The following is a 22,413-nucleotide window of genomic DNA, read 5'->3' as shown; positions in this document are numbered from 1 at the left end:
TTAACCCACACTATCCTCTAAACTAATCTCTAATAGCTGCTGCACCTCAGCAGCAAACTCCATAGGAAGATGCTCAAAAACATCCTTACAAAACCCATTTACAATCATTGGCAAAGCCTCTTTTGGCCTTAAACCTCGTTGCATACAATACAACATTTGCATATCATCAATCTTGCTGGTTGTGGCTTCATGCTCAATTTTAGATCGACCATTCTCTGTTTCAATATAGGGATGTGTATTGGCTTTAGACGCATCACCGATTAACAAAGAGTCACATTGCGTAAAATGCCTAGATCCTGAAGCATTGGCACGAACATGAACTTTCCCCCGATAGGTATTTGACGAAACATCCGCAGAAATCCCCTTTGCAACAATACAACTACGGGTATTTTTACCCACATGAATCATCTTACTTCCCGTATCTGCTTGTTGGTGATTCTTCGTCACAGCAACAGAGTAAAACTCTCCCACACTGTGATCACCAAACAATACCACACTAGGATACTTCCAGGTAATGGCAGAACCTGTCTCTACCTGTGTCCATGAAATCTTTGCATAATCTCCAGCACACTTCCCTCTTTTGGTCACAAAGTTATAAATGCCTCCAACGCCGTTCTCATCCCCCGGGTACCAATTTTGCACCGTAGAGTACTTTATCTCAGCCTGCTCATGCGCAAATAATTCTACCACAGCCGCATGCAACTGGTTTTCATCTCGCATCGGCGCAGTACATCCTTCTAAGTAGCTCACATGGCTGCCTTCTTCCGCAATAATTAGCGTCCTTTCAAACTGCCCTGTGTTCATCGCATTGATTCGAAAATACGTCGACAGCTCCATAGGACACCGCACACCCTTTGGAATATACACAAATGATCCATCACTAAATACTGCTGAATTTAACGCTGCAAAAAAATTGTCTCGATATGGCACCACTTTCCCCACATACTGCCGAACCAATTCTGGGTACTTCTGTAACGCTTCACTGAATGAACAAAAGATGACCCCACTTTTTGCCAACACATCTTTATAGGTTGTGGCCACTGAGACACTATCAAAAACCGCATCCACTGCAACACCAGACAACTGCTTTTGCTCATGCAACGGAATACCCAAACGTTCGTAGGTTTTTAAAATCTCTGGATCCACTTCATCAAGACTTTGGTATTTTGGTTTATTATCTGGCTCAGAGTAATAAGAGATCGCCTGAAAATCAATTGGCTCAATCTTTAAATCTGCCCAATTTGGCATCTTAAGTGTTTTCCAGTATCGAAATGCAGCCAGTCGAAACGCCAGCATGAATTCCGGCTCTTTCTTTTTTTCACTGATCCACCGAACAACCGATTCATCCAAACCTGGCGCTAGAGTTTTCTGCGCCACATCTGTAGAAAAGCCATACTGATATGCTTTATTGACCACATCAGAGATTATTTTTTGCTCACTCAAGCCTTCATCCTAATGATATACCAAACCAATTATGACACAGGCTCATAAAAACTCAAGCAAAATAGCTTTATTTGAACAGTGAACAAGACCCTAAGGCCTTGCCCATTATAGGCTGTTAACCTACAAGGCTATGACTAGAATGCTTCCCCCCTACTCTCAACCCCAAACAATACGACCACTTAGCGTGACATACCCAGTGAAACGGTTGAATCAGAGGATGCACCTCTTTCCTCTACAGCCAGCCCTGTTTCTCTATTTCAAATAATAAAACCGTTCCTCAAATAGAAAAACGGTTTTACTATTTTACCTTGCCCATTAATAATAAACAGGCCATAGATATGCATTAAAGAGAGATAACTATGAATTTATCTGCTTTCTTGTACCGCTACATTGTCTGAGGCATCAGTGACAACCACAACCGCTTCTGCATCCTCTACTACTGCTGCTGCGCCACCACCCTGAGCTTCAACTACTGGCAACTCACCTTTAGGTGCACAACCAAGCGCATCACTCGCAATTGGTTTCGTCTCTAACAGATTTAGATATAGTTCAAATGGTGTTCGAACACTAAATATCAAATATTTCTTATACAGGTTAATTGTTCCCATATTTGATTTACCAGAATAAACCATGTTGGAAAAATGACGAAGATGCGTAATAAAACTCGGCAGCTGATGACAATTTTTAGTAACCCAAGCCTCTATTTCTTTTACCTTTGCTTTCACTTCTGCGCTACTCTCCTGACCAACGAATTGGATAAAGCATGCCATGATGAAGACCCTAAGCGCCAACACCAACAATATAGGTTTCATATCATGCTTAAACAACAGCTTAGCTCTTTTAGCAGGCTGCTTTTTAGGCTGTTTGCAAAACTCATTTATACCCCGAGACAGCCAACCAAACCAGCCTGACTCTACATCATCAATAATATGACACTCTTGCGGATTATCATGCGCAGCCATACCCTCACGCATTTTTTTAAGATCATCATTAAAGAGATTTATCGCTAAATTTTTAAGAGTCATGTTGTCTCTTACAATACTAGCAGGAGGGTTAACATAATGATGCTCTGGGATATGAGAGATTAACCCAAAATCTTTCCAATTAATTCTAAAATCCCATAAATACTTCAAAAACTGAGAAACATAATAAAAACTGGTATGTTTAGGAAGAACATCAAACATCTATCTCTCCATATCTACAATTCATCCATATACTCATCTAGCTTACATAAAATTTGATAAATTATCTACAACTGAAAAAGGCACATCTCTGTGCCTCCATCAGTAATAAATTGATCATGAATCTATTATTGTCCGTTACCAGGTGTAGCAGATGATCCACCTCCTGTACCAGTTTTTTTAGGTGATGACGACGACGCCTGTTGTGACCGTTCCCCAGCAAACATCGACGCCCCGCCGGCGGCTGATGAATAAGTTTTCTTTTGAGCCTGAAGCTTCTCTATTTCAGCCCTCTGCTCAGCATCTTTAGCCGCTAACTCAGTATCTTTAGCCTCTAAAGACTTTTCCAATGCAGTAACTTTACCCTCTACAGCCTCTAAAGACGTTGTCAATTCAGCAACTTTAGCCTTTGCAGCCTCTTTAGACGTTGTCAATTCAGCATCTTTAGCCGCTAACTCAGTATCTTTAGCCTCTAAAGACTTTTCCAATGCAGTAACTTTAGCCTCTACAGCCTCTAAAGACGTTGTCAATTCAGCAACTTTAGCCTCTGCAGCCTCTTTAGACGTTGTCAATTCAGCATCTTTAGCCTCTACAGCCTCTTTAGACGTTGTCAATTCAGCATCTTTAGCCTCTACAGCCTCTTTAAACGTTGTCAATTCAGCATCTTTAGCAGCTAACTCAGTACCTTTAGCCTCTAAAGACTCTTCCAATTCAGCAACTTTTTCCTTCATTTTTGAATCATATGCCCGCTCTGCGTCTTCTTCATAACCCTTCAATTCGGATAGTGCTGATCCTAATTCTGCAGCTAATGTTCTTTGAGCAACTAAGGAGTCTTTAGAAGATTCAAGTAGCGCTGCTTGTAACGTTAATGCATGTGCTTCATCTGCAGTATAATAAGAGACATAACCAGGCATACGACCTACAAAAACATCCTTAAGTGATGTTACCTGTAGCAATGTATTCAATTCTGCAGCAGTTAATTCATTGGAAATCTCTGTAGTAGCCTGCTTAAGAGAACACGGCACAACCTTTTGCAATTCAACTTTTTCGAATTTAGCACTTAAAACTTCAATGGTTGCGTCAACACCGAGATCTTTAGCCAATCTTAGCAGTGACAACAAAATATTAGCCACAGCAGAATACTTGTCTTTAAGAGCAGCAACCTCTGCCTGAGCTTTGTCATACTCATCTGCGTCAGCTGGTTGAGGTTTCCCAGTCCATAAAAAACCTCCTGAATTTGAAGCATGTGCAGAGTAATGACCAAAATTCCTTACTTCTAAAGCATTCAGCTTTAGCATGCTATCAGCACATTGCTGAGTCATTGATAACAATTTCTGTTGAGTACTAGACTCTGCAGGACTACCAAGGCATTCTTTCAAAAAAGCAATATCCAGAGACACACCTAACTTTAAATCATGGCTGATTTTTTCTAATTTCATAATAACTCCTTTTCTTTAATTTAACTATTCGCATTCAATTATACTGAGAACACTCTTTACACAACAAGACTTTTATGAATTATCTTTAATTATACAATAAAAACAATCCTTAAAACTTAGACAAAAAAAAGGCGCACTAAGCGCCTTTTCTATGTACCCAGACTAACTATTTGGAAGCGTCATATACATTTCTACGTTCTGTAGCCGCAGAAGTAGCATCGTCAGCAGGCTTTCGCTCTGCTTCTTCTTTCTTAAATAAAGAAAAATCACAGTAAGAACTTGGTAAGGATGTTATCTCATCAAGTGCTGTTTTTACGCTTGCATTCAACAAACTTTTAACATCTTTAACTGACATGTCTTTGTTAAAAGCATAAAAATGATCCGGTTCCTTAAGCCCTGCTTCTTCTGAAGTGAACTCAGGCATACGTGCTTGATATACATCAATATATGTATTATCTTGGCTTACTTTGCCTAAAAAGTCCCGACTAGCAGTAATAAAAGTCTGCATGACCATCTGAGACTTTAAAACATGTTGCTCGACTTGAGCCTTCAGTATGCCAAGAGAAACTTGATACTCCTGTAACTCTTCCTCATAAGTGACACCACCAGCCCCATATGATGTGCCTAGATAGCCATGAGCACTCTTAGGATATGTTGCAACTTTAATTGCAAACGTCTCAACAACAGACTCTTCATTATTGAGATGCGTTTTGAGCTTTGCAATATTGCCAGAACAACTTGCTAAAATCTTTCTTGATTCAGCAAGAGCGGATTCTAACTCCTTTGTATCATCTTCATTTGCACCTTGATCGTCGTCTGAACTAGCACCTTCATTCATATGCTTATGAAATATACTCCGAACCGAAAGTGGAACTTCCACACCCGCTATTAGATCCTGTGGCAATTGTTTTACCTGTTTAGTCATTAGCTATCTCCTATACTAATAATGATTTTTTCTACAAGAGTTAGATTAATCTACTCTCATCCTAAACGCATTCTACAAAAACTTCTTGCCACCAACAACCAAAAACTTTTAATTTTTCGTATAGCGTAATATAATCATAATGTTATAATTCGCCCTCTACCCAGCAAAACCACACCCTCGCAAACTGCAAAAACCCTGTAAATTCTTTATTTTTTAAAAAAAATACTACACATTTATGGAATTTCATGCTATGATCCGAAAAATATAGACATTAGGGAGCATTATAATGCCACAAACAGCACAGACTAAAAAACGCGTCATCCAAGCATCAAAAGCAAATGATCGCAATAGACGTGACAGAAGCAGCATGAGAACGAACATCAAATCGTTACTCACTGCCATCCAGAGCAAAGATACTGACACCATCAGACCTTTATTCATAAAAATCCAATCTCTCCTCGATATACTTGCAAAGAAAAACGTTATTCCTAAGAATCGTGCCAGCCGATTGAAGTCTCGTTTAAATGCTAAGGTTAAAGCAGCCTCTTAATGATACAATCGATACTAAAAAGGGAGCTATTGGCTCCCTTTTTCATTTCCACCGAATGGCACACTTCCTGTCCTGGTCATTAAAAAACAGTCCCATTTGTAATGACACATCACCACTAGAACAAGCGGCACAATACATGGCAGCTACTACCGCCACAACTCCTGTCATAGAAGAAAACAACCCAACATTTGATAATGACCGACTGAGAGGTTTGGCACATTCTGGCTCCTTCATTGAACGCAACACCATATCCGCCAAAGACAACTGGTTTTGATGATCAAGCAAACAGCCTAGAACAACTGATATATAGTCTCCATCAAAAGCACCACAACGCTCTTCATGTGGTAATGACTCACAATAGAACTTATGTAAACGCCCCGCCATATCTTGACACACCGCTTTGAACTTTCCTGGTATAAGTCTGATTTCTTTGGCATGTACCATGCTATCGTCACCTATGTATGCAACACCACCCCATGGGTTTGAGCCACCAGCCGTTTTCCAACGACACGCTATACGACTTTGTTCACTTAAGCCACTTAAGTACATCTAGCGTAACAGCATGCCCACCAAAGCCACCTGACTTATTTTCTTTTGATTTTATTGCATTTAGATACACAGCATCCCAAATATAAGCCAATTGCGCATAAGCCCTACCTTTATATAAATCAGTAAAAAGATACTTCACCTACGGGGAATAACAAGAGATCCCACCACACAAAACATGCATGACACTTATGTCTCTACCAAAGGTTGGATCACTTTCAGAAGCCTCTTGAGACCTCGCTGCTGAATCTGCCGACTCACTTACATGCTCGATCCCTTTTCAATCTAAAAACTGAAGGAAATCCTGCCGTTGAAACATATAACCTAACTTAATAACCTGGAAACCTTTGGCACCTGACTCAAGGACAAAACGCTTTACCAATTTTCCTCCCTCTGAGGATCTTGCATAGTAAGCCCCTAGGGCTTCTGATAGGCTGCTTTAAGATCGCCTGTCGCCTCTACCCTTTTAACATGGGCTACTACCCAATTCAACCACCCCCGGGACAGTCCTGTCAATTTTTTAGGTGCATGGCAATCTTCAATATCCAAAGATCGAGTGCCTTCAAATTCAGATCCTGACTCACCAGAACTGAACGGACTACCAACGAATTTTATTTTTTCATTATGCATTTTATTCTGCCTATCTATTGTACTTGAAATAGCTTAGCAACAAAAACAATCATCGTTAAATCTGAGAGGCGCATTAAGCGCAGACTTCACCCAAATAATCAATCAAAGCCTCAACACCTTGACCGCTCAATGCTGAAATAGGAAACACCTTTGCCTCGGGGAATAATGCCAATAAAGCTTCTGTATCCTCTACAGCATCCACTTTATTCAATGCAAAACATCTTGGCTTCTCAAGCAAACCATGACCATAAGAACGAATCTCTTCCTCAATGACTATAATCTGCTCATCAATGGGAAGTGTGGCATCCACCACATGTAGCAATACCCGACAGCGCATCAAATGCTTCAAAAACCGATCTCCCATACCATGACCATCTGCAGCACCTTTAATCAATCCTGGAATATCTGCCATCACGAAAGATTTATACCCATGATAATGAACAACACCCACATGTGGCTTAGTCGTCGTAAACGCATAATTAGCCACTTTTGGTGTGGCACCTGAGACTTTGCGCAATAACGATGATTTACCGGCATTGGGCAGTCCCAACAAACCCACATCAGCCAAAACCCTTAACTCTAATCGAATACGCAACTCTTCACCAGTATCACCCTTAGTCGCTTTTCTAGGCGCTCTATTGGTTGAACTCTTAAAACGAATATTTCCCAGACCACCTTCACCACCTCGAGCAATGGTATAGGTCTGATCCATTTGACACAAATCGATAATAATTGGCGCATCAGGCGCATCAGCATCAAACACACAGGTCCCTTGAGGGACTTCTATAATGGTATCTTCACCAGCTCGACCATTCTTCTGAGATCCTAAGCCATTCTGTCCACCTTTCGCTCTTACATGATGAAGACGTTGAACAGATGCCAAAGAATTGGTTTGATGGGTGACTTTCAATATGATGGATCCACCTTTTCCACCATCCCCTCCATTGGGCCCTCCAAGCGGGATACACTTTTCCCGCCTGAAAGAAACACAACCATTACCACCTGACCCTGCAGAACAAAGAATGGTAGCTTGGTCGATAAAAGACATTAGCTTGCTTTAACTTCGTCAGTGACCTCGACAGAAACAAAGACTTTCACACCACGCTTATTTTTAAGCTGTGGGTCTTGCACACGACGCTTCTCAAGCACCATGCGACCATCTGCTACCGCAAAAATCGTATCATCACGGCCAACCATCACATTATCACCGGCTAGGAACTTCTTCCCACGCTGACGAACCAAAATATTTCCAGCAATAACCTGCTGCCCATGATTTCTTTTTAATCCCAGTCGCTTTCCTATCGAATCACGACCGTTTTTGGTACTACCACCAGCTTTTTTAGTAGCCATGCTTTACTCCCCGCTCTTCGCTTTTGGTTTACTCGCCGCCTTCTTCTTTGCAGGCTGAGCCAGCACTTCAACAATCTTCACCTTAGTGTACTGCTGCTTGTGCCCTAGATTACGCATATAGCGCTTACGTCTTTTAAACTTAATCACATTGATTTTTGCACCACGAGTATGCATTACAACAGTGGCTTTCACTCTTGCTTTAGCAACAGCTTCACCCACAAGCGTCTTATCGCCATCTTGCACCAACAACACATGATCAAACTCAATTGAGTCACCTTCGGCTACTTTCAATCGATCAATTTCAATTACCTGGTCTGGCTTAACTTTATATTGTTTTCCGCCCGTCATAATTACGGCTAACATGGTTCTTCTCCAATATTCACCCCACAATCATATAGCAATTATCCCAACCTTGCAAGCAAATTAAAAAAAATATACCCAATAATGATCACATTAGTACTGATTTCATGACTAAATAGACATCTCATTATAGAGACATAAAAAAAATGAGATACAAGGTCTCCCTTTTTCTAACTTAGAACTGCCTGCGTTACCAACCATTAGCTAGAGAAATAGTCACTGTTGCAGCCCTATTACCATTAGATGGCCCAGCAGCTGGCTTGGCAGGTGGCTTAATATCTGATGCAGCTACAGGATTGGCACTGTTTGGACTTAATGAGTCAAATGCCACATATGTAGCCAATGCCAATACAACAGCAACCATCGTTATTCCCGCAAAGAAAACAGCACCTAGCGCAAATACTTCACCAACAACAATCCATAGCGCAGCATCTAACCCAATTAAAAATCCTACGACAAATTCATGGAAACCTTGTGTCTCATATGCTCGCTTTACATAGCTAACAATTCCTACAAGAGCTAGAATGCTCGTTGCCATTTGGAAAAACACGTTAAACAAAAATGCTGGTGGCAACAAAAAAATTGCTGCTGTTGCCCCAAAACCAAAAGACACTATCATTGCCCAATAACGTATTGCAACACTCCATATGAAATCTTTTTTACTGATATTTAGAGCGAATTCCATTCTTAAATTAGACCATAAGGGCTCTTGAAGCAGACGCCTAATCCTACGATTCATGTTTTTATCATAAAATTTAATGCTATTTCGCACTATTTTAGCGATACATTGTTTACCTGTATCGGTAAGATCTGGCGCAGCCAATAGATCTCCTAAGGCAAGATGTGCTTGAGAGGGATTTTTGAATAGGCTGACGAGTTTTTTGTTATCAAAGCCCTGCCGGCTTTTTGTCAATATATCCGTTGTTAGCACATTGTGATTTGCAAGATAGACAGCAAGATGTATTAGGCTACTAGAGCGAGGCTTGAAGTGGCCAGACAGGTCACTTATATACTTTATTTTGCCATTTGTTACCTTTATGGATCCTGCATACATGACAGGTCTTCCAGAACTTATCATGGAGTGATAAGCTATCAGTCCCCGACTATTTTTTCCGCCATAGAGGTGGTCAAAGCAATACATTTCTTGGTCTGTAGTAATGATGAGTCCGGCTTCTTTACTCTTATGCTTAAATTTACTTTTTTCAGTATCCATGTCTTTAAAAGCATTGGTTGAACTATCCCATGACTGTAGCTGACCTTCTGGACTGAAATATACCCGTCCGCTTTCTATAAGAGCCTTGTTATTTTCAAGTTCAAGCCATTTTTTCTCATCGACTTCACGGCCATGCTCGGTAATTGGTAGCGCTTTAGCCGCTGTCGTTAGGGCTGTGATACCAGGTAAGCCATTCAATAACATGGATTCCTTTTTGGTTAGATGCAGCGTCACTACAGTAACACCATTAAGCAATGAGCCTACTAAGAGTTCTGTCATGCGAATTGGATACCCTGAAGCTGGATCTCGCATATATTTATTAAAAGCGGCGATAGTTTCACGGGCCTGATCTTTATTTGATGCATGTCTAATCAGGGTTGGCGAAATAGCTGACAGGAAACCAATTATCGTCTCATATGATATGTCACTACTTTCTAATATGGCTGTATAATTGAAGGCCGTAGATCCAGATAGTTTGTATTGTTTGACAACCCGTGAATCTTTTACATCGGAGCCCAAACGCCTGAAAGCATGACGATGGGGGAATAATACCTCCTGTAATGACATATCAGGGGTAGGAGGTCTTAAAGGATTTAAATCAAGGCTCATTCTAAATCCGATGTCATATGTACTATTTGGGAACCCAAGCTCACGCTTTCTTTGCATAATTTGATCTAATCGGGTCTTTTCAGCAGATGTTAATACTGCGCTCTTCATCTTAAAGTGAATCGATTCGTCTTCTATTCTATTGTTAAACAGTTTATTTAACCTACTCTTTAACGCAACGGGATCGATGCTGTTTCTAGCCACTTCAGGACTGCTTGCAAGAATATATTGAAATCTCGGTTGTTCCATAATTGCATCAAAAATGAAGTTAACAATAGTGTCTTTATCCATATCCCCAGATGAGAGCCAAGTATTATAACAATCATCTAAGCTTGTAATAAGATCTTCTTGTATCTGTGTTCTTTCTTCATACACTCGATAAAGCGCAAGCGTCTTTTTGGTTTCATCTTCAGACTGACAACCAAAAGCCGTTTGTAAGAAGGCAAGATCTTCATCACTAATATCTACCAGTTTTGCGTCATCATAGAGCTTGTGTAGGCTTTGGTGTATCGCATCGATACTACTGTCACTAATGTCAGCAGGAACTCTTCTAATGATTTCATTTGTTTTTTCATTAATATTCATAATGTTGATTATATTTTTTTTTTAGGAATTATTATGGTAATTTTTCTTTTCTTCATCTTTAATTATATATAAAGGATACAATACCACAAAAGGGATCAAAAATCAACTTATTATGCCAAAAAAGCACTTAATCGCTTGATACTGCATTATGCTACATTTAACTTTTATTCCAGCTGCCATGTTATACTCTATATTTTTTAATCTCTATAACATTATACCTAAAAAATTATTACTGCAAGCTCAATCGTCACTTCACATATCATGCGCTTCGCTTTATGAAACTCCTGGCTTTAAACAGCAATCAGCCCATGCCCGTCGAATTCTAACTTGCCATCCACTGGCAAATACGGTATACCAAACACATAATTGACGAATGGAAACGGCATGCTCACTGGGATTCATGAATGCATCACCCAAGACTTACAAGATGTTCACACAATGATTGGCGACGCTACCCAATCCTCTATTGATCTGATCCAAACCATCGGCCAATATGCTCTAAATCAACCTGGCCGGAAGCTTATTCGCCCAACCATGGTGATCTTATTTGCTCGTGCACTAGACTACCACAGCACAAAAGTCACTGAACTGGCTGCTATCATCGAGCTCATTCATTCTGCCACCTTGCTTCATGATGATGTGATTGACCATGCCAAAACCCGCCGAAACAAACTCACCACTCACTCTGTCTACGGTGGCACCCAATCTATTTTAATGGGGGACTTTATATACGCTTCAGCCTTCAAGCTCATTGCCAATCTCAATTCAACCGCCATCACCCATATTCTTGCTCAAGCAACACAAGAAATTGTAGAGGGTGAAATATTACAATTGGGACTACAACGGCAAATAGATACCTCAATCGAAGAATACCAACAAATCATTCGTGCCAAGACTTCCCTCCTGTTTTCGACCAGTGCCCAGTGTATTGCCAAGCTATGCCCCAACAACCCTCATGGCAAACACCTATACGACTATGCCCATCACTTTGGCATGCTCTATCAAATAACCGATGACATCCTAGATATAGACACCCAAAACAAACAACTCAACAAAGCCCATGGTACAGACTTATCCGAAGGCAAGATGACTTTACCCACCATTCTTGCTTATCAACATGCCTCTGAAGCAGATCAAGATACCATTAAAACCATTATTGGAGGCAAGATCCCTTGGCAAGACATACTCCCTATTATGGAACGAACCAATGCCCTCAAACATTGCCAGCCCTTTTTAAAGCTACATACGACAAAAGGTTTAGCCGCACTAGAGCACTTACCAGACTCTATATACAAAGAGCATCTTAAAACCTTACTAGAACACATCCCCCTGCGGAAAAAATAATCCAATCTGGCAAACCAAAATATTGCACTATAATAAAACAGTTGATACTGAGCATTGTTATGAACCTTATAGAAAAGATCAAAGTCCTTTGGTCAGGCGAAAAGGATATTAGGATCGAAGAGCCCAATACCACTCTTGATGCACGTCCTGCGGATGACCTCTCATCCATACCAACACCAGCTGAACCTAAAGACAAAGAAGCTGATAACCCGGATGTCTATTTGGGATTATAACCACCTAAACCTGGCATAGCGTTGTAAAATATGGTTTAATATTGCATTTATAGCAGCAGTATCCATGACAGAGTCAAATATTATTATCCGTGGAGCCAAAACCCACAACTTAAATATCCCGCACCTATCCTTCCCCAGAAACCAATTGGTGGTCATCACAGGCCCCTCTGGATCCGGTAAGTCATCCCTTGCCTTAAAGACCATTTACGCTGAAGGTCAAAGACGATATGTTGGCTCATTATCCACCTATGCCAGGCAGTTTCTATCCGTTATGGACAAGCCCGACGTTGAGTCCATTGAAGGGCTCTCACCAGCAATATCTATTGAACAAAAGGCTGGTTCTCATAACCCCAGATCAACCGTTGGTACCATTACTGAAATCTATGACTATGTCAGACTATTATTTGCGCGTATTGGCATACCCCACTGCCCTACTCATAAAAGCCCCTTAAAAGCCATGAGTGTGAGTCAAATTGTTGACACCTTACTCAGTCAAAACACTGATGAGAAGATCCATGTTCTCGCACCAGTGGTTGAAGACCAAAAAGGCGCCCATGAGACCTTACTCACCGACTATCTTAACCAAGGTTATATCCGCATCCGATTGAATGGCGAAGTGATGCCGATTGATCAAGCCAATATTGACCCCAGTAAGAAAAATAGTATTGATATTGTCATGGATCGTTTAAAAGTCAACCCAGACAATACCCAAAGACTGTCTGAATCGATTGAAATGGCTTCCAATGTGAGTAAAGGCCGCATCATCATCACCACCGAAGATGATGAAACCCTCTATTCAACCCAACATGCTTGTCATACCTGTGGCTGGAGTATTAGCCAATTAGAACCCAAGATGTTCTCATTCAATAGCCCTACTGGTGCTTGTAGTCATTGTGATGGCTTAGGCATGAGACGCTATATCTCTGAAGAGGCCATCATCATCAACCCCATTTTATCCATTGGTGATGGGGCCATTTGGCATTGGGACAAACAACATAAACATTATTATGCCATCCTCCTCTCAGTTTGTGAGTATTATGATATTGACATCCATGCCCCTTGGAAATCTCTTGATAAAGAACATCAAAAAATCATTCTCTATGGTACAGGCACCAAAAGAATCCCTCTAAACTACCCCAACATATATGGTAAGATGGTCAGTAGAATTCGTCGTTTTGATGGGGTCATACCGGTCTTAGAAAAACGTTATGAAGAAACGGATTCTGAAAGTGTCAAAGAATCCTTAGCAAAGCTGATTGCGTATGATCAATGCCAAAGCTGTCATGGCTCAAGACTCTCAGATGCTGCTAGATATGTCACGGTCAGTGACACCCCCCTACCCACAGTGATCCAACAATCCATTGAAGATCTTAACCAATGGATTAAATCATTAAATCTCACTGAGATGGAACAGAACATTGCTGAGAAGATCATCACTGAAATCAGCAACCGTAGCCAATTCTTATTAAGTGTTGGTCTAGACTATTTATCGCTTAACCGTGCTGCTGAAACCCTCTCTGGTGGTGAAGCACAACGTATACGTTTGGCCAGTCAGATTGGTTCTGGTTTGGTGGGAGTGATGTATGTCTTAGATGAACCCTCCATTGGCCTACATATGCGTGATAATCAACGCTTAATCGATACTTTAATCCACTTAAGAGATTTGGGTAATAGTGTGATTGTTGTTGAACATGATGAAGAGATCATGCGACAGGCTGATCTACTCATTGATATTGGACCAGGTGCCGGTATCCACGGTGGACAGGTTACCGCTCAGGGCCATATTGATGAACTAATCAATCACCCCAACTCGTTAACAGGAGACTACCTCACTGGTAAAGCCACCATCCCTGTTCCCTCAAAACGCATCACACCAAAAGATCAATGGGTAGAGATCATTGGTGCTACCTGCAACAACCTTAAAGCCGTTCACGCAAAAATCCCTCTAGGATTAATCACCTGTGTCTCTGGTGTCTCCGGTTCGGGTAAATCCAGTTTAATCAATGATACCCTATACCCTGCTGCGTACAATCACTTTAACCGCACCCACCACCACCAAGGTCCTTGTGACACCATCAAAGGTTTTGAACACTTGGATAAAGTCATTGATATTGATCAATCACCCATTGGTAGAACCCCCCGTTCTAACCCTGCGACTTATACTGGTATCTTTACCTTAATCCGAGATCTATTCTCACAAACCGAAGAAGCCCGCTCTCGAGGCTATCAACCTGGACGCTTTAGCTTTAATGTAAAAGGCGGCCGTTGTGAAGCCTGTAGTGGTGATGGTTTAATCAAAGTAGAGATGCATTTCTTATCCGATGTCTATGTTCAATGTGACCTATGTGAAGGCAGTCGCTTTAACCGCGAAACCCTTTCTGTGTACTACAAAGAAAAGAACATCGCTCAGGTACTCGACTTAACGGTTGATGAAGCCACCACCTTCTTCAAACCCATCCCAAGAATCTATAAGAAGCTCAAAACCTTACAAGACGTAGGCTTGGGGTATATCAAACTGGGCCAAAGTGCCACCACACTATCTGGTGGTGAAGCTCAGAGAATCAAACTTGCCCGAGAACTATCCAAACGCTCTACTGGTCAAACCTTATTCATTCTGGATGAACCAACCACAGGTTTACACTTCCATGACATTAAAAAACTTGTCCATGTCTTAGAAGCTTTAAGAAACCAAGGCAATACCGTCATTGTCATTGAGCACAATATCGATGTGATAAAGGTTGCAGACTGGATCATTGACATCGGTCCTGAAGGCGGCCACCGTGGTGGTACCATCGTGGCAGAAGGCACCCCTGAAACCGTTGCCAAGTCCAAGAAATCCCATACCGCACCATATTTGAAAGCGGCACTAAAATAGCCCGTTTCTTGACCGTATGCCTGATTAATGTTAAGGTATCAGACAACTGATACCTTGAATAACAAACAGGTTTTATATGACGAAAACTGAATCCAAAACACTCGGCGCTGTTCTTTTAATTGCAGGAACTGCTATTGGTGCCGGGATGCTCAGTATCCCTATTGCCACTGGTGCCAGTGGACTGATTGCCTCTATCACACTGTTATTTGCTATCTTCACCTACATGCTCATCACCCTCTTTTTATTCCTAGAGGCCATGTACTACTGCCCAAACCCAACCACCAACTTAATCGGTTTATGCCGCAAACTCTCAGGCCCCTTATCAGAATCCTTTGCATGGCTCGCCTTCTTAAGCCTACTGTATGTAGCTGCTGCAGCATACATGATTGGTAGTGGCTCAATCTTAGCCAGTAGTATCCCACAATTACAAGGCCAACCCTTACTCGCCTCTTTACTATTCTCTCTATTCTTTGGAGGCATTGCTTTTTTCAAGATGGAATGGTTAGACCGCTTAAACCGACTATTGATCATTGGTTTGGTCATGGCCTTCCTCTTCCTCATCACATCCTCCGTACCCCACATCAAAGCCAGTAACTTCTCAGGCGGCCAACCTTGGCTTGCCCTATCGGCCATCCCTGTGGTTGTCACCTCCTTTACTTCCCATATTATCCTACCGTCTATGCGTCACTACTTAGACAACAACCTCCAACAATTAAAAAAAGCCATCCTCATTGGTTGCGGTATCCCTCTATTCTTCTATCTCACCTGGGAAATCATCATTTTAGGCTTACTTCCCTATGCTGGAGAGTACAGTTTACTATCCATCCTCCAAAGCCAAGAAGAAGGACTGTCTTTACTCATTGAGTATCTCAACTACCACTACCAAGTCAACCACTTCTCAGAACTCGTTGCCTTATTCTCCTTCTTTGCCATTGCAACCTCTTTCTGGGGTGTCATGATCAGCTTAAAAGACTTTATTGAAGATGGCTTAGAACTCACTCAATACCAATACCACAACCTTTTTGCCATTACACTGGCCTTTCTACCCCCATTATTCATGGTATTACTCTTCCCCTCTGACTTCACCACCTTCCTACACTATGCTGGTATTATTATCCTACTATTATATGGTGTTCTCCCCATATACTTAGTCTATAGAGCCCGCTATACCCTAAAACTCCAAAGCCCTTACCAATTCCCCGGAGGCAAACCATCACTAGTACTCATTAGCCTCTTAACCATCCTGGTCTTCCTCTCTACCTGGCTAAATATATAAAATACCCACTTTTTTCTGTCAATCCTAAAAAAGCTGCTAAAACACTATCACCGAAATAATACTGTATATACCGTACCTATGGAGATTATTATTGCTCCGCAGGGGAACGACAGCGTTATTGCTGAACAGGGTAATAACGCATATTACATACCGATGGCTCAGGATCTTACAACAACAAATTCCAGCACTCATAAGGGTTCTCTGGAAGAACGCGCCAAGAAATGGGCTGCTACTGAGCGTAATAATAGAGCTAATGGCCAGCAGGGACCTAGCAACAATCCTGAACCTTCAGGGCTAAGCAACTCACGAGTAAGTAAAACATTCCTATGACGCCCCCAACAGGAGATTCCCCCTACCCTGTTTAGCATATAATTGTTGACTCATCGCTTTTATCATTAACTGCCTCCCATCTTAACCAGATGGGACGAGTATCCTGGTGTTGCTGCATTTACATATAAATATATAAAAAACATACATTTTGCTGCCAAAAAAAGAAACGTGGCTATAACAACTACAAAGGCACGATACGAGAAAAGTCATGAACATTAATAAAAAAATAAAAGACATCCTTAGAAGAATTCCTGCTGATATTAATGACAGCAGTATCGATGCGATACACCAAAGCCTACACAAACTCTACGATGACGCAAAAGTAGCAGATATTAGTGATGAAGATCTTGCCTTCTTACAAACGGCTTTTGGTTGTCAGTCTGAAGATGAGACCAGAAAGACGCTGGCGCTTTATAGAGTGTATGATGAAAGAACACAGATACAAGAATTGCTTATTACAAGCTTAGATGATTGTTTTAATACTTGGCTCTCATCTGGGGATATGGATAAAGACACTATTGTTAACTTCATTTTTGATGCAATTATGGAACAACCGAGATTTCAATATATTCTTGCAAGCAGTCCTGAAGTGGCTAGAAGCAGCATCGATCCCGTTGCATTAAAGAGTAGGTTAAAAAAAATGTTTAACAATAGAATAGAAGACGAGTCGATTCACTATAAAATGGGGAAAACAGCATTATCTTCCGCTCAGGAAGTCCGATTAGGTCAAATACTACAAAAAAAGCGTGAGCTTGGGCTCCCAAATAGCACATATGACATTGGATTTAGAATGAGCCTTGATTTAAATCCCTTAGGACCTCCTACATCTGATATGTCATTACAGGAGGTATTATTTCCTCATCGTCATGCTTTCAGGCGTTTGGGCTCCGATGTAAAAGATTCACGGGTTGTTAAACAATACCAACTATCTAAAGATACAGCCCACAATTATAGAGCCATATTAGAAAGTAGTGACATATCATATGAGACAAGAATTGGTTTCCTGTCAGCTATTTCGCCAACCCTGATTAGACATGCATCAAATAAAGATCAGGCTCGTGAAACTATCGCCGATTTTAACAAATATATGCTAGATCCCGCTTCAAGTGGGTACCGGTCTGGCATGACAAAACTTATAGCAGACTCATTACTTGATGGTGATACTGTTGTGGCTCTGCATCTAACCAAAGAGGAATCCATGTTATTTGATGGCTTCCCTGGTATCACAGCCCTAACTGCAGCAACTAAGGCACTACCAATTACCGAGCATGGCCGTGAAGTCGATGAGATAAAATGGTATGAACTTGAAAACAATAAGGACCTTATAGAAAGCGGACGGGTATATTTCAGTCCAGAAGGTCAGCTACAGTCATGGGATCCTGTCACCAATGCTTTTAAAGATATGGATACTGAAAGCAGAGTATTTAAGGGTGCAAGTAAAGAAGCCGGACTCATCATTACGACAGACCAAAAAATGTATTGCTTTGACCACCTCTATGGCAGAGAAAATAGTCGGGGCCTTATTGCTTTTCATTCAATGATTAGTTCTGGAAGACCTGTCATGTATGCAGGGTCCATAAAGGTAACAAATGGCAAAATAAAGTATATAAGTGACCTGTCTGGCCACTTCAAGCCTCGCTCTAGTAGCCTACAACATCTCGCTATCTATCTTGCAAATCACAATATGCTAACAACGGATATATCGACAAACGGGATAGGCGTCGGTAGTACAAAACTCGTCAGCCTATTCAAAAAAACCTTTCAAGCACAGCCTGCCTTAGAAGACCTATTGGCTGCGCCAGATCTTACCGAAACTGGTAAACAATGTATCGTTAAAATAGTACGACATAGTATTAAGTCTTATGATCAAAAAATGAATCATATGATCAAGCGTCTGCTAGAAGAGGAGCCTTGCTCTGTATTAGAACATGTTGTGGACTTTTCTCTTCAGCAAAAGATAGATCATATAAAAAAGATAAGATTGCTGCTTAAAGAGCCTTTATGGGATAGTCTAAGAGCGGAAATAGCTCTAGATAATCCTGCTGATGAACAGTCATTATTACAGCAGGTATTACAGCAAGTCGAGACAGTAGCCACACCTCCCCCACAGACCTGGTGGCAGAAAAAAACACGAAAGGTAAGAAAGGGTTTGGCGACATTATTCAATATGCCAACGCCCGAAGATATAGATCCGCATAAAAGAAATACTATAGATCGCATCAGCAAATTCCTTACATCATTACATTCAATAGTCGATCCTGAGGTTTTTAAGCATTTGATCACAAAATACCAAACGTCCTATCCTGAATTAAAAACAGAGATCACTTGCATACAAACGACATTAGAATCAAGCCTGCTAGATTCCGTACCAATTGCTGAGGGATGGGAAATATTAGAGAGAAACGATGCCTCCCCAAATACTTTTACATCCGCAACACACGCCCCCCATTCTGCCTCATCACTGCGTCCAAGCGCCCCCACCCCAAGGATGGGGCATCCTCCTACCAAGGACCAGGCTAGTGATGGTGTTACAACTCAAAGGAAGAAAGGACAAGGATAAGGCCATTCCTGAACAGGAGATGTCTAAATAATCCCCCTATTCCCATATTCCAGATAACTGTATAAAAAAACGCACTTTTTTCTGTCAAATAAAAAAAAAGGGGCTAGAATAACCAAAACAATTGGGAGATACATATGAATAATGCTAACAACAACCAGTACACGCTACGATACCATATTTATAAGCTATCACAGAACATTATTTCCAATATAAAAGCTAAACACATAGACTTGCCCTCTGAAGATGATCCAAATAGAGATGAATGCATAAAAAAAGCCGCAATAGAATTAGCATCAGCTGCTGTGCTATTTGATGATTATGGTAGAGATAATCAAAATGCTGATTTAGATGAAACAGAGCTCATAAAACTGGCAAAAGCCAAAAATATTTCCCTAGCAATAGATACAACATTCATGACTGCATTTCTGAATTTAAAAAAAGATTTGTCTGATCAAGAGCTCAGTGATGGCTTCGATTATACAACGGGCAGAGCCGAAGAATTACTGACCGATTATGACTTTTTGGAAGAGTATGAACAAGCATATATACTTGGTGGTAATACTAAACAAGAAATGCAAGATGCTACACGTGCTTATAATAAAAAAATGCCCCCTATGTTAATTAACGGCATCAATAACGGGATCAAACTTTCTACTCATAGTCCTAATAAAGCGGTAATTTTAGCGGTATTTTTATCGACACTTTTTTTCCCTATTCTTCTCATAGCCGTATCGCTATATCGTGGCGCCGTTCTGAAAGCTCTTAGAGACAAAAAGCAATTCATAAGTAGATTTGGCGAGAAGTCTGACATTTCAAAAGTAGTTCCTTTAGTTAATAAGGCCTTAGCTCATAAAACAAAATCTAACACAGAAGAAGTCATATATACTTCTGATAATCGTACAACTGAAAGAAGCGCTTTTAGATCAAAAAACCCTCTTCAAGCATCAAAAGAGTGGACAAAACAATCACAAAAAATTATAGATGCCTTTAAGCAATCATTAAATACATTAGGAACAGAACTAGATGTCGACCACTCAAATGGAAGAGTGTCAGCAGGGGTAAAGGATCTTAGACCCATTCGTGATAAATTAAAAAGCGCCGAGAGTCCAAAATACGCCAATCAAAAGGTCCTAATTGGTACAGCTAAAATGGTTTGTAGTGCCTCTTCAAAAAATATTTTTGAGCTTTTTGGCGCCAATGACCTTGATGCTAATGCTATGTTGGGTTGCGTAAAGGAGAATCAAGGTCTTCGAAACTATCTCAACCAAATACTTAGAACTCAACTCGCAAATCGAGAAGAGTTACAAAAAAAACCTCATGAGCGTATGGATCATGTCCATACTGCTCTAATAAATGAAGGTGCAGACACCCAACCAGTACTTACTTGTCATGTAGGTTGCAGAGATATTTTTCAAAGAATTAATCCACTAGAGTTAATTAAATTGATAGCATGTATTGCTGAAACCAAACCTAGTATAGGTTTACCTGAACAAGTAAATGATCAAACCTTATTTGATTATCTTGAGAAATGTAAAGCTGAGCAAAGTTGTGTCAGCAAGGATGATGATCCCAACATAAGCAAATGGCTAGAAGCCAATAAAAAGAACGTTGCAGCTAGCACTCCAAGCACGCCCAAAGACAGTTTTGATGCTAAGACGAATGAAGAAGAGGCAAAAAATGCCTTAGCTCAATTAGATATAGATAACAAAGAAGTGGTAGATTTTATTGTTGACAAAGCCCGAGAAAATACAGAAATAACGTATAAGATTGACGGAGTTGACAAAAAAGGCCCCAAAGGAGCTAGAGTCATTGAAATTTTACAAGAGATGGTAAGTATCGTTGGTGATAATGGCTCTCTAAAAGAAAGCGCCAGGAAGCTTATCTCAGACTATGCTGATCCTACAAATAAAATGAAACTCTACCCTGCCCTAAAACAGCTAAGATTAGCCAAGTTAAAAGATCTCGTAAACTCTAAGCGTGTCACTCAAGACGAAAAAGGCAAACTTAACTCACAGATAGACGAACTAAATCTTAAAACTCATGATGATTTCACGGCAGTACAAGAGGAGCTATCTGGTGAGTCCTTGAGTACTTTTGATGACTGTTCAACATACCTTACAATAGTCAAGTTAGTGTTAGTAGTCGAAAGCCTGTGCGGCGATAGTGAAACGTTCGATTCAGAGAACATAGAGGAAGCTTTTTCAGAAGATCAAGGTCAAGCGAGTAAGGTTATAAAAGCTCTAGAGGATGTACAGAATCGAGTAAACAGATCTATTCCAACAGAAGCCTCTCGACTCCGTGAAGGTGCCCGTCAAATATGTAATATGAATAAAGAAGAAGTGACTGTGGGGGATATAATTAAGCAACTTGAAAGCTTAGCCAAATCTCCCCCAAATATTCTCCCAGAATTTAAAAAAGTTGGTCCTACAGGGTCAAAAAAAACACAGACCGCACTAGAGAAAAGCGAAAGTAAAACCCAAGTAACGAAACCTGGAGGTCAACTCACAAGCACAAGGTGATTACATGGATAACTCTTTGTACTTTCGGTAACTTTCTATCACTAACCATCATGGCACAAACGACTTATACGAGCTTAAACTTGGTCAACATAAGACGCTGATCCCTCTCACCTTGAAAGGGTTGAGCAGACAAGAAAGGTTGTAAACATTTTAGCACCCCCTCAAATCGCAGAATGATTAGCCACGTTACGGCCACCCTATTCTGCGAGCGCATAAACGAAAGAAAACAGCAATGCGCAACAAACATGACACTTCCTAGGAGTGAGCAGAGATAGTGAAATCAAACATATACTCGTTAAATTCAAGGCAAATGGAAGGACATACCAAAAACCAAATGTGGAAGCACGTATCCAAGCCAGGGTTGACGCAGAACGCAAAGATAGAAGCCAAAAGGCAGAAAGTGGCAGTACTTCTATAACTTTACAAGATGATGGGGGGAATAGCCCAG

General features: G+C 40.8%; 18 protein-coding genes. 8 read left to right on the top strand and 10 right to left on the bottom strand.

The window, feature by feature from the left end:
* The 4 genes from sufB to MKS91_RS03780 form a co-directional block, all read right to left on the bottom strand.
* Entirely contained in the window at window positions 1–1,443 is a 1,443-nt protein-coding gene (gene sufB, locus MKS91_RS03795) for a Fe-S cluster assembly protein SufB (protein WP_258569516.1), read from the bottom strand.
* Window positions 1,444–1,808: 365 nt separating this feature from the next.
* A complete protein-coding gene (locus MKS91_RS03790; protein WP_258569515.1) occupies window positions 1,809–2,627 on the bottom strand; it encodes a hypothetical protein in 819 nt (272 codons plus the stop codon).
* Window positions 2,628–2,752: 125 nt separating this feature from the next.
* Window positions 2,753–4,063: a coiled-coil domain-containing protein gene (locus tag MKS91_RS03785; RefSeq protein WP_258569514.1), complete on the bottom strand. Its 1,311-nt coding sequence runs from the start codon at window positions 4,061–4,063 to the stop codon at window positions 2,753–2,755.
* A 166-nt stretch (window positions 4,064–4,229) separates the two neighbouring features.
* Entirely contained in the window at window positions 4,230–4,988 is a 759-nt protein-coding gene (locus tag MKS91_RS03780; RefSeq protein ID WP_258569513.1) for a hypothetical protein, read from the bottom strand.
* A 286-nt stretch (window positions 4,989–5,274) separates the two neighbouring features.
* On the opposite strand from MKS91_RS03780, the gene rpsT reads away from it, so the two are divergent.
* The gene (gene rpsT, locus MKS91_RS03775; RefSeq protein WP_258569512.1) at window positions 5,275–5,538 is read left to right on the top strand and encodes a 30S ribosomal protein S20; all 264 of its coding nucleotides are present in this window, start codon (window positions 5,275–5,277) and stop codon (window positions 5,536–5,538) included.
* Window positions 5,539–5,580: 42 nt separating this feature from the next.
* On the opposite strand, the gene MKS91_RS03770 is transcribed toward rpsT, so the two are convergent.
* The 6 genes from MKS91_RS03770 to MKS91_RS03745 all read right to left on the bottom strand — a co-directional run bounded on the left by MKS91_RS03770 (window position 5,581) and on the right by MKS91_RS03745 (window position 10,828).
* Window positions 5,581–6,087, bottom strand: coding sequence for a hypothetical protein (locus tag MKS91_RS03770; protein WP_258569511.1), 507 nt, complete (start codon window positions 6,085–6,087; stop codon window positions 5,581–5,583).
* A 414-nt stretch (window positions 6,088–6,501) separates the two neighbouring features.
* A complete protein-coding gene (locus MKS91_RS03765; protein WP_258569510.1) occupies window positions 6,502–6,714 on the bottom strand; it encodes a hypothetical protein in 213 nt (70 codons plus the stop codon).
* A 73-nt stretch (window positions 6,715–6,787) separates the two neighbouring features.
* Window positions 6,788–7,762 carry a GTPase ObgE gene (gene obgE, locus MKS91_RS03760; protein WP_258569509.1) on the bottom strand — a complete coding sequence of 325 codons (975 nt, stop codon included), beginning with the start codon at window positions 7,760–7,762 and terminating at the stop codon, window positions 6,788–6,790.
* Complete coding sequence (gene rpmA / locus MKS91_RS03755; RefSeq protein ID WP_258569508.1) at window positions 7,762–8,064, bottom strand: 50S ribosomal protein L27; 303 nt, start codon at window positions 8,062–8,064, stop codon at window positions 7,762–7,764. The genes obgE and rpmA overlap by 1 nt, the downstream gene beginning before the upstream one ends.
* 3 nt (window positions 8,065–8,067) lie before the next feature.
* Complete coding sequence (gene rplU, locus MKS91_RS03750) at window positions 8,068–8,427, bottom strand: 50S ribosomal protein L21 (protein ID WP_258569507.1); 360 nt, start codon at window positions 8,425–8,427, stop codon at window positions 8,068–8,070.
* A gap of 187 nt (window positions 8,428–8,614) precedes the next feature.
* On the bottom strand, window positions 8,615–10,828 hold the full coding sequence (locus MKS91_RS03745) for an MFS transporter (protein ID WP_258569506.1): 2,214 nt from the start codon (window positions 10,826–10,828) through the stop codon (window positions 8,615–8,617).
* Between the two features lie 366 nt (window positions 10,829–11,194).
* Between MKS91_RS03745 and MKS91_RS03740 the strand changes: the two genes are divergently transcribed.
* The 7 genes from MKS91_RS03740 (at window position 11,195) to MKS91_RS03710 (ending at window position 21,965) form a co-directional block, all read left to right on the top strand.
* Entirely contained in the window at window positions 11,195–12,172 is a 978-nt protein-coding gene (locus MKS91_RS03740) for a polyprenyl synthetase family protein (protein ID WP_258569505.1), read from the top strand.
* Window positions 12,173–12,231: 59 nt separating this feature from the next.
* Window positions 12,232–12,405 (top strand): hypothetical protein, encoded by a 174-nt coding sequence (locus MKS91_RS03735; RefSeq protein WP_258569504.1) that lies wholly within the window; start codon window positions 12,232–12,234, stop codon window positions 12,403–12,405.
* Between the two features lie 64 nt (window positions 12,406–12,469).
* Window positions 12,470–15,280 (top strand): excinuclease ABC subunit UvrA, encoded by a 2,811-nt coding sequence (uvrA, locus tag MKS91_RS03730; protein ID WP_258569503.1) that lies wholly within the window; start codon window positions 12,470–12,472, stop codon window positions 15,278–15,280.
* 76 nt (window positions 15,281–15,356) lie between these two features.
* The gene (locus MKS91_RS03725) at window positions 15,357–16,556 is read left to right on the top strand and encodes an amino acid permease (RefSeq protein ID WP_258569502.1); all 1,200 of its coding nucleotides are present in this window, start codon (window positions 15,357–15,359) and stop codon (window positions 16,554–16,556) included.
* 78 nt (window positions 16,557–16,634) lie between these two features.
* Window positions 16,635–16,886 carry a hypothetical protein gene (locus MKS91_RS03720; protein WP_258569501.1) on the top strand — a complete coding sequence of 84 codons (252 nt, stop codon included), beginning with the start codon at window positions 16,635–16,637 and terminating at the stop codon, window positions 16,884–16,886.
* Between the two features lie 208 nt (window positions 16,887–17,094).
* On the top strand, window positions 17,095–19,446 hold the full coding sequence (locus tag MKS91_RS03715) for a hypothetical protein (protein ID WP_258569500.1): 2,352 nt from the start codon (window positions 17,095–17,097) through the stop codon (window positions 19,444–19,446).
* 134 nt (window positions 19,447–19,580) lie between these two features.
* Entirely contained in the window at window positions 19,581–21,965 is a 2,385-nt protein-coding gene (locus MKS91_RS03710) for a hypothetical protein (protein WP_258569499.1), read from the top strand.
* Window positions 21,966–22,413 lie beyond the last annotated feature (448 nt).

Origin of the sequence: Candidatus Synchoanobacter obligatus (assembly GCF_024259865.1) — a bacterium.
Lineage (GTDB): Bacteria > Pseudomonadota > Gammaproteobacteria > Comchoanobacterales > Comchoanobacteraceae > Synchoanobacter > Synchoanobacter obligatus.
The sequence above is the reverse complement of the archived record's forward strand: the minus strand, read 5'-3'. Positions and strand labels throughout refer to the sequence as shown.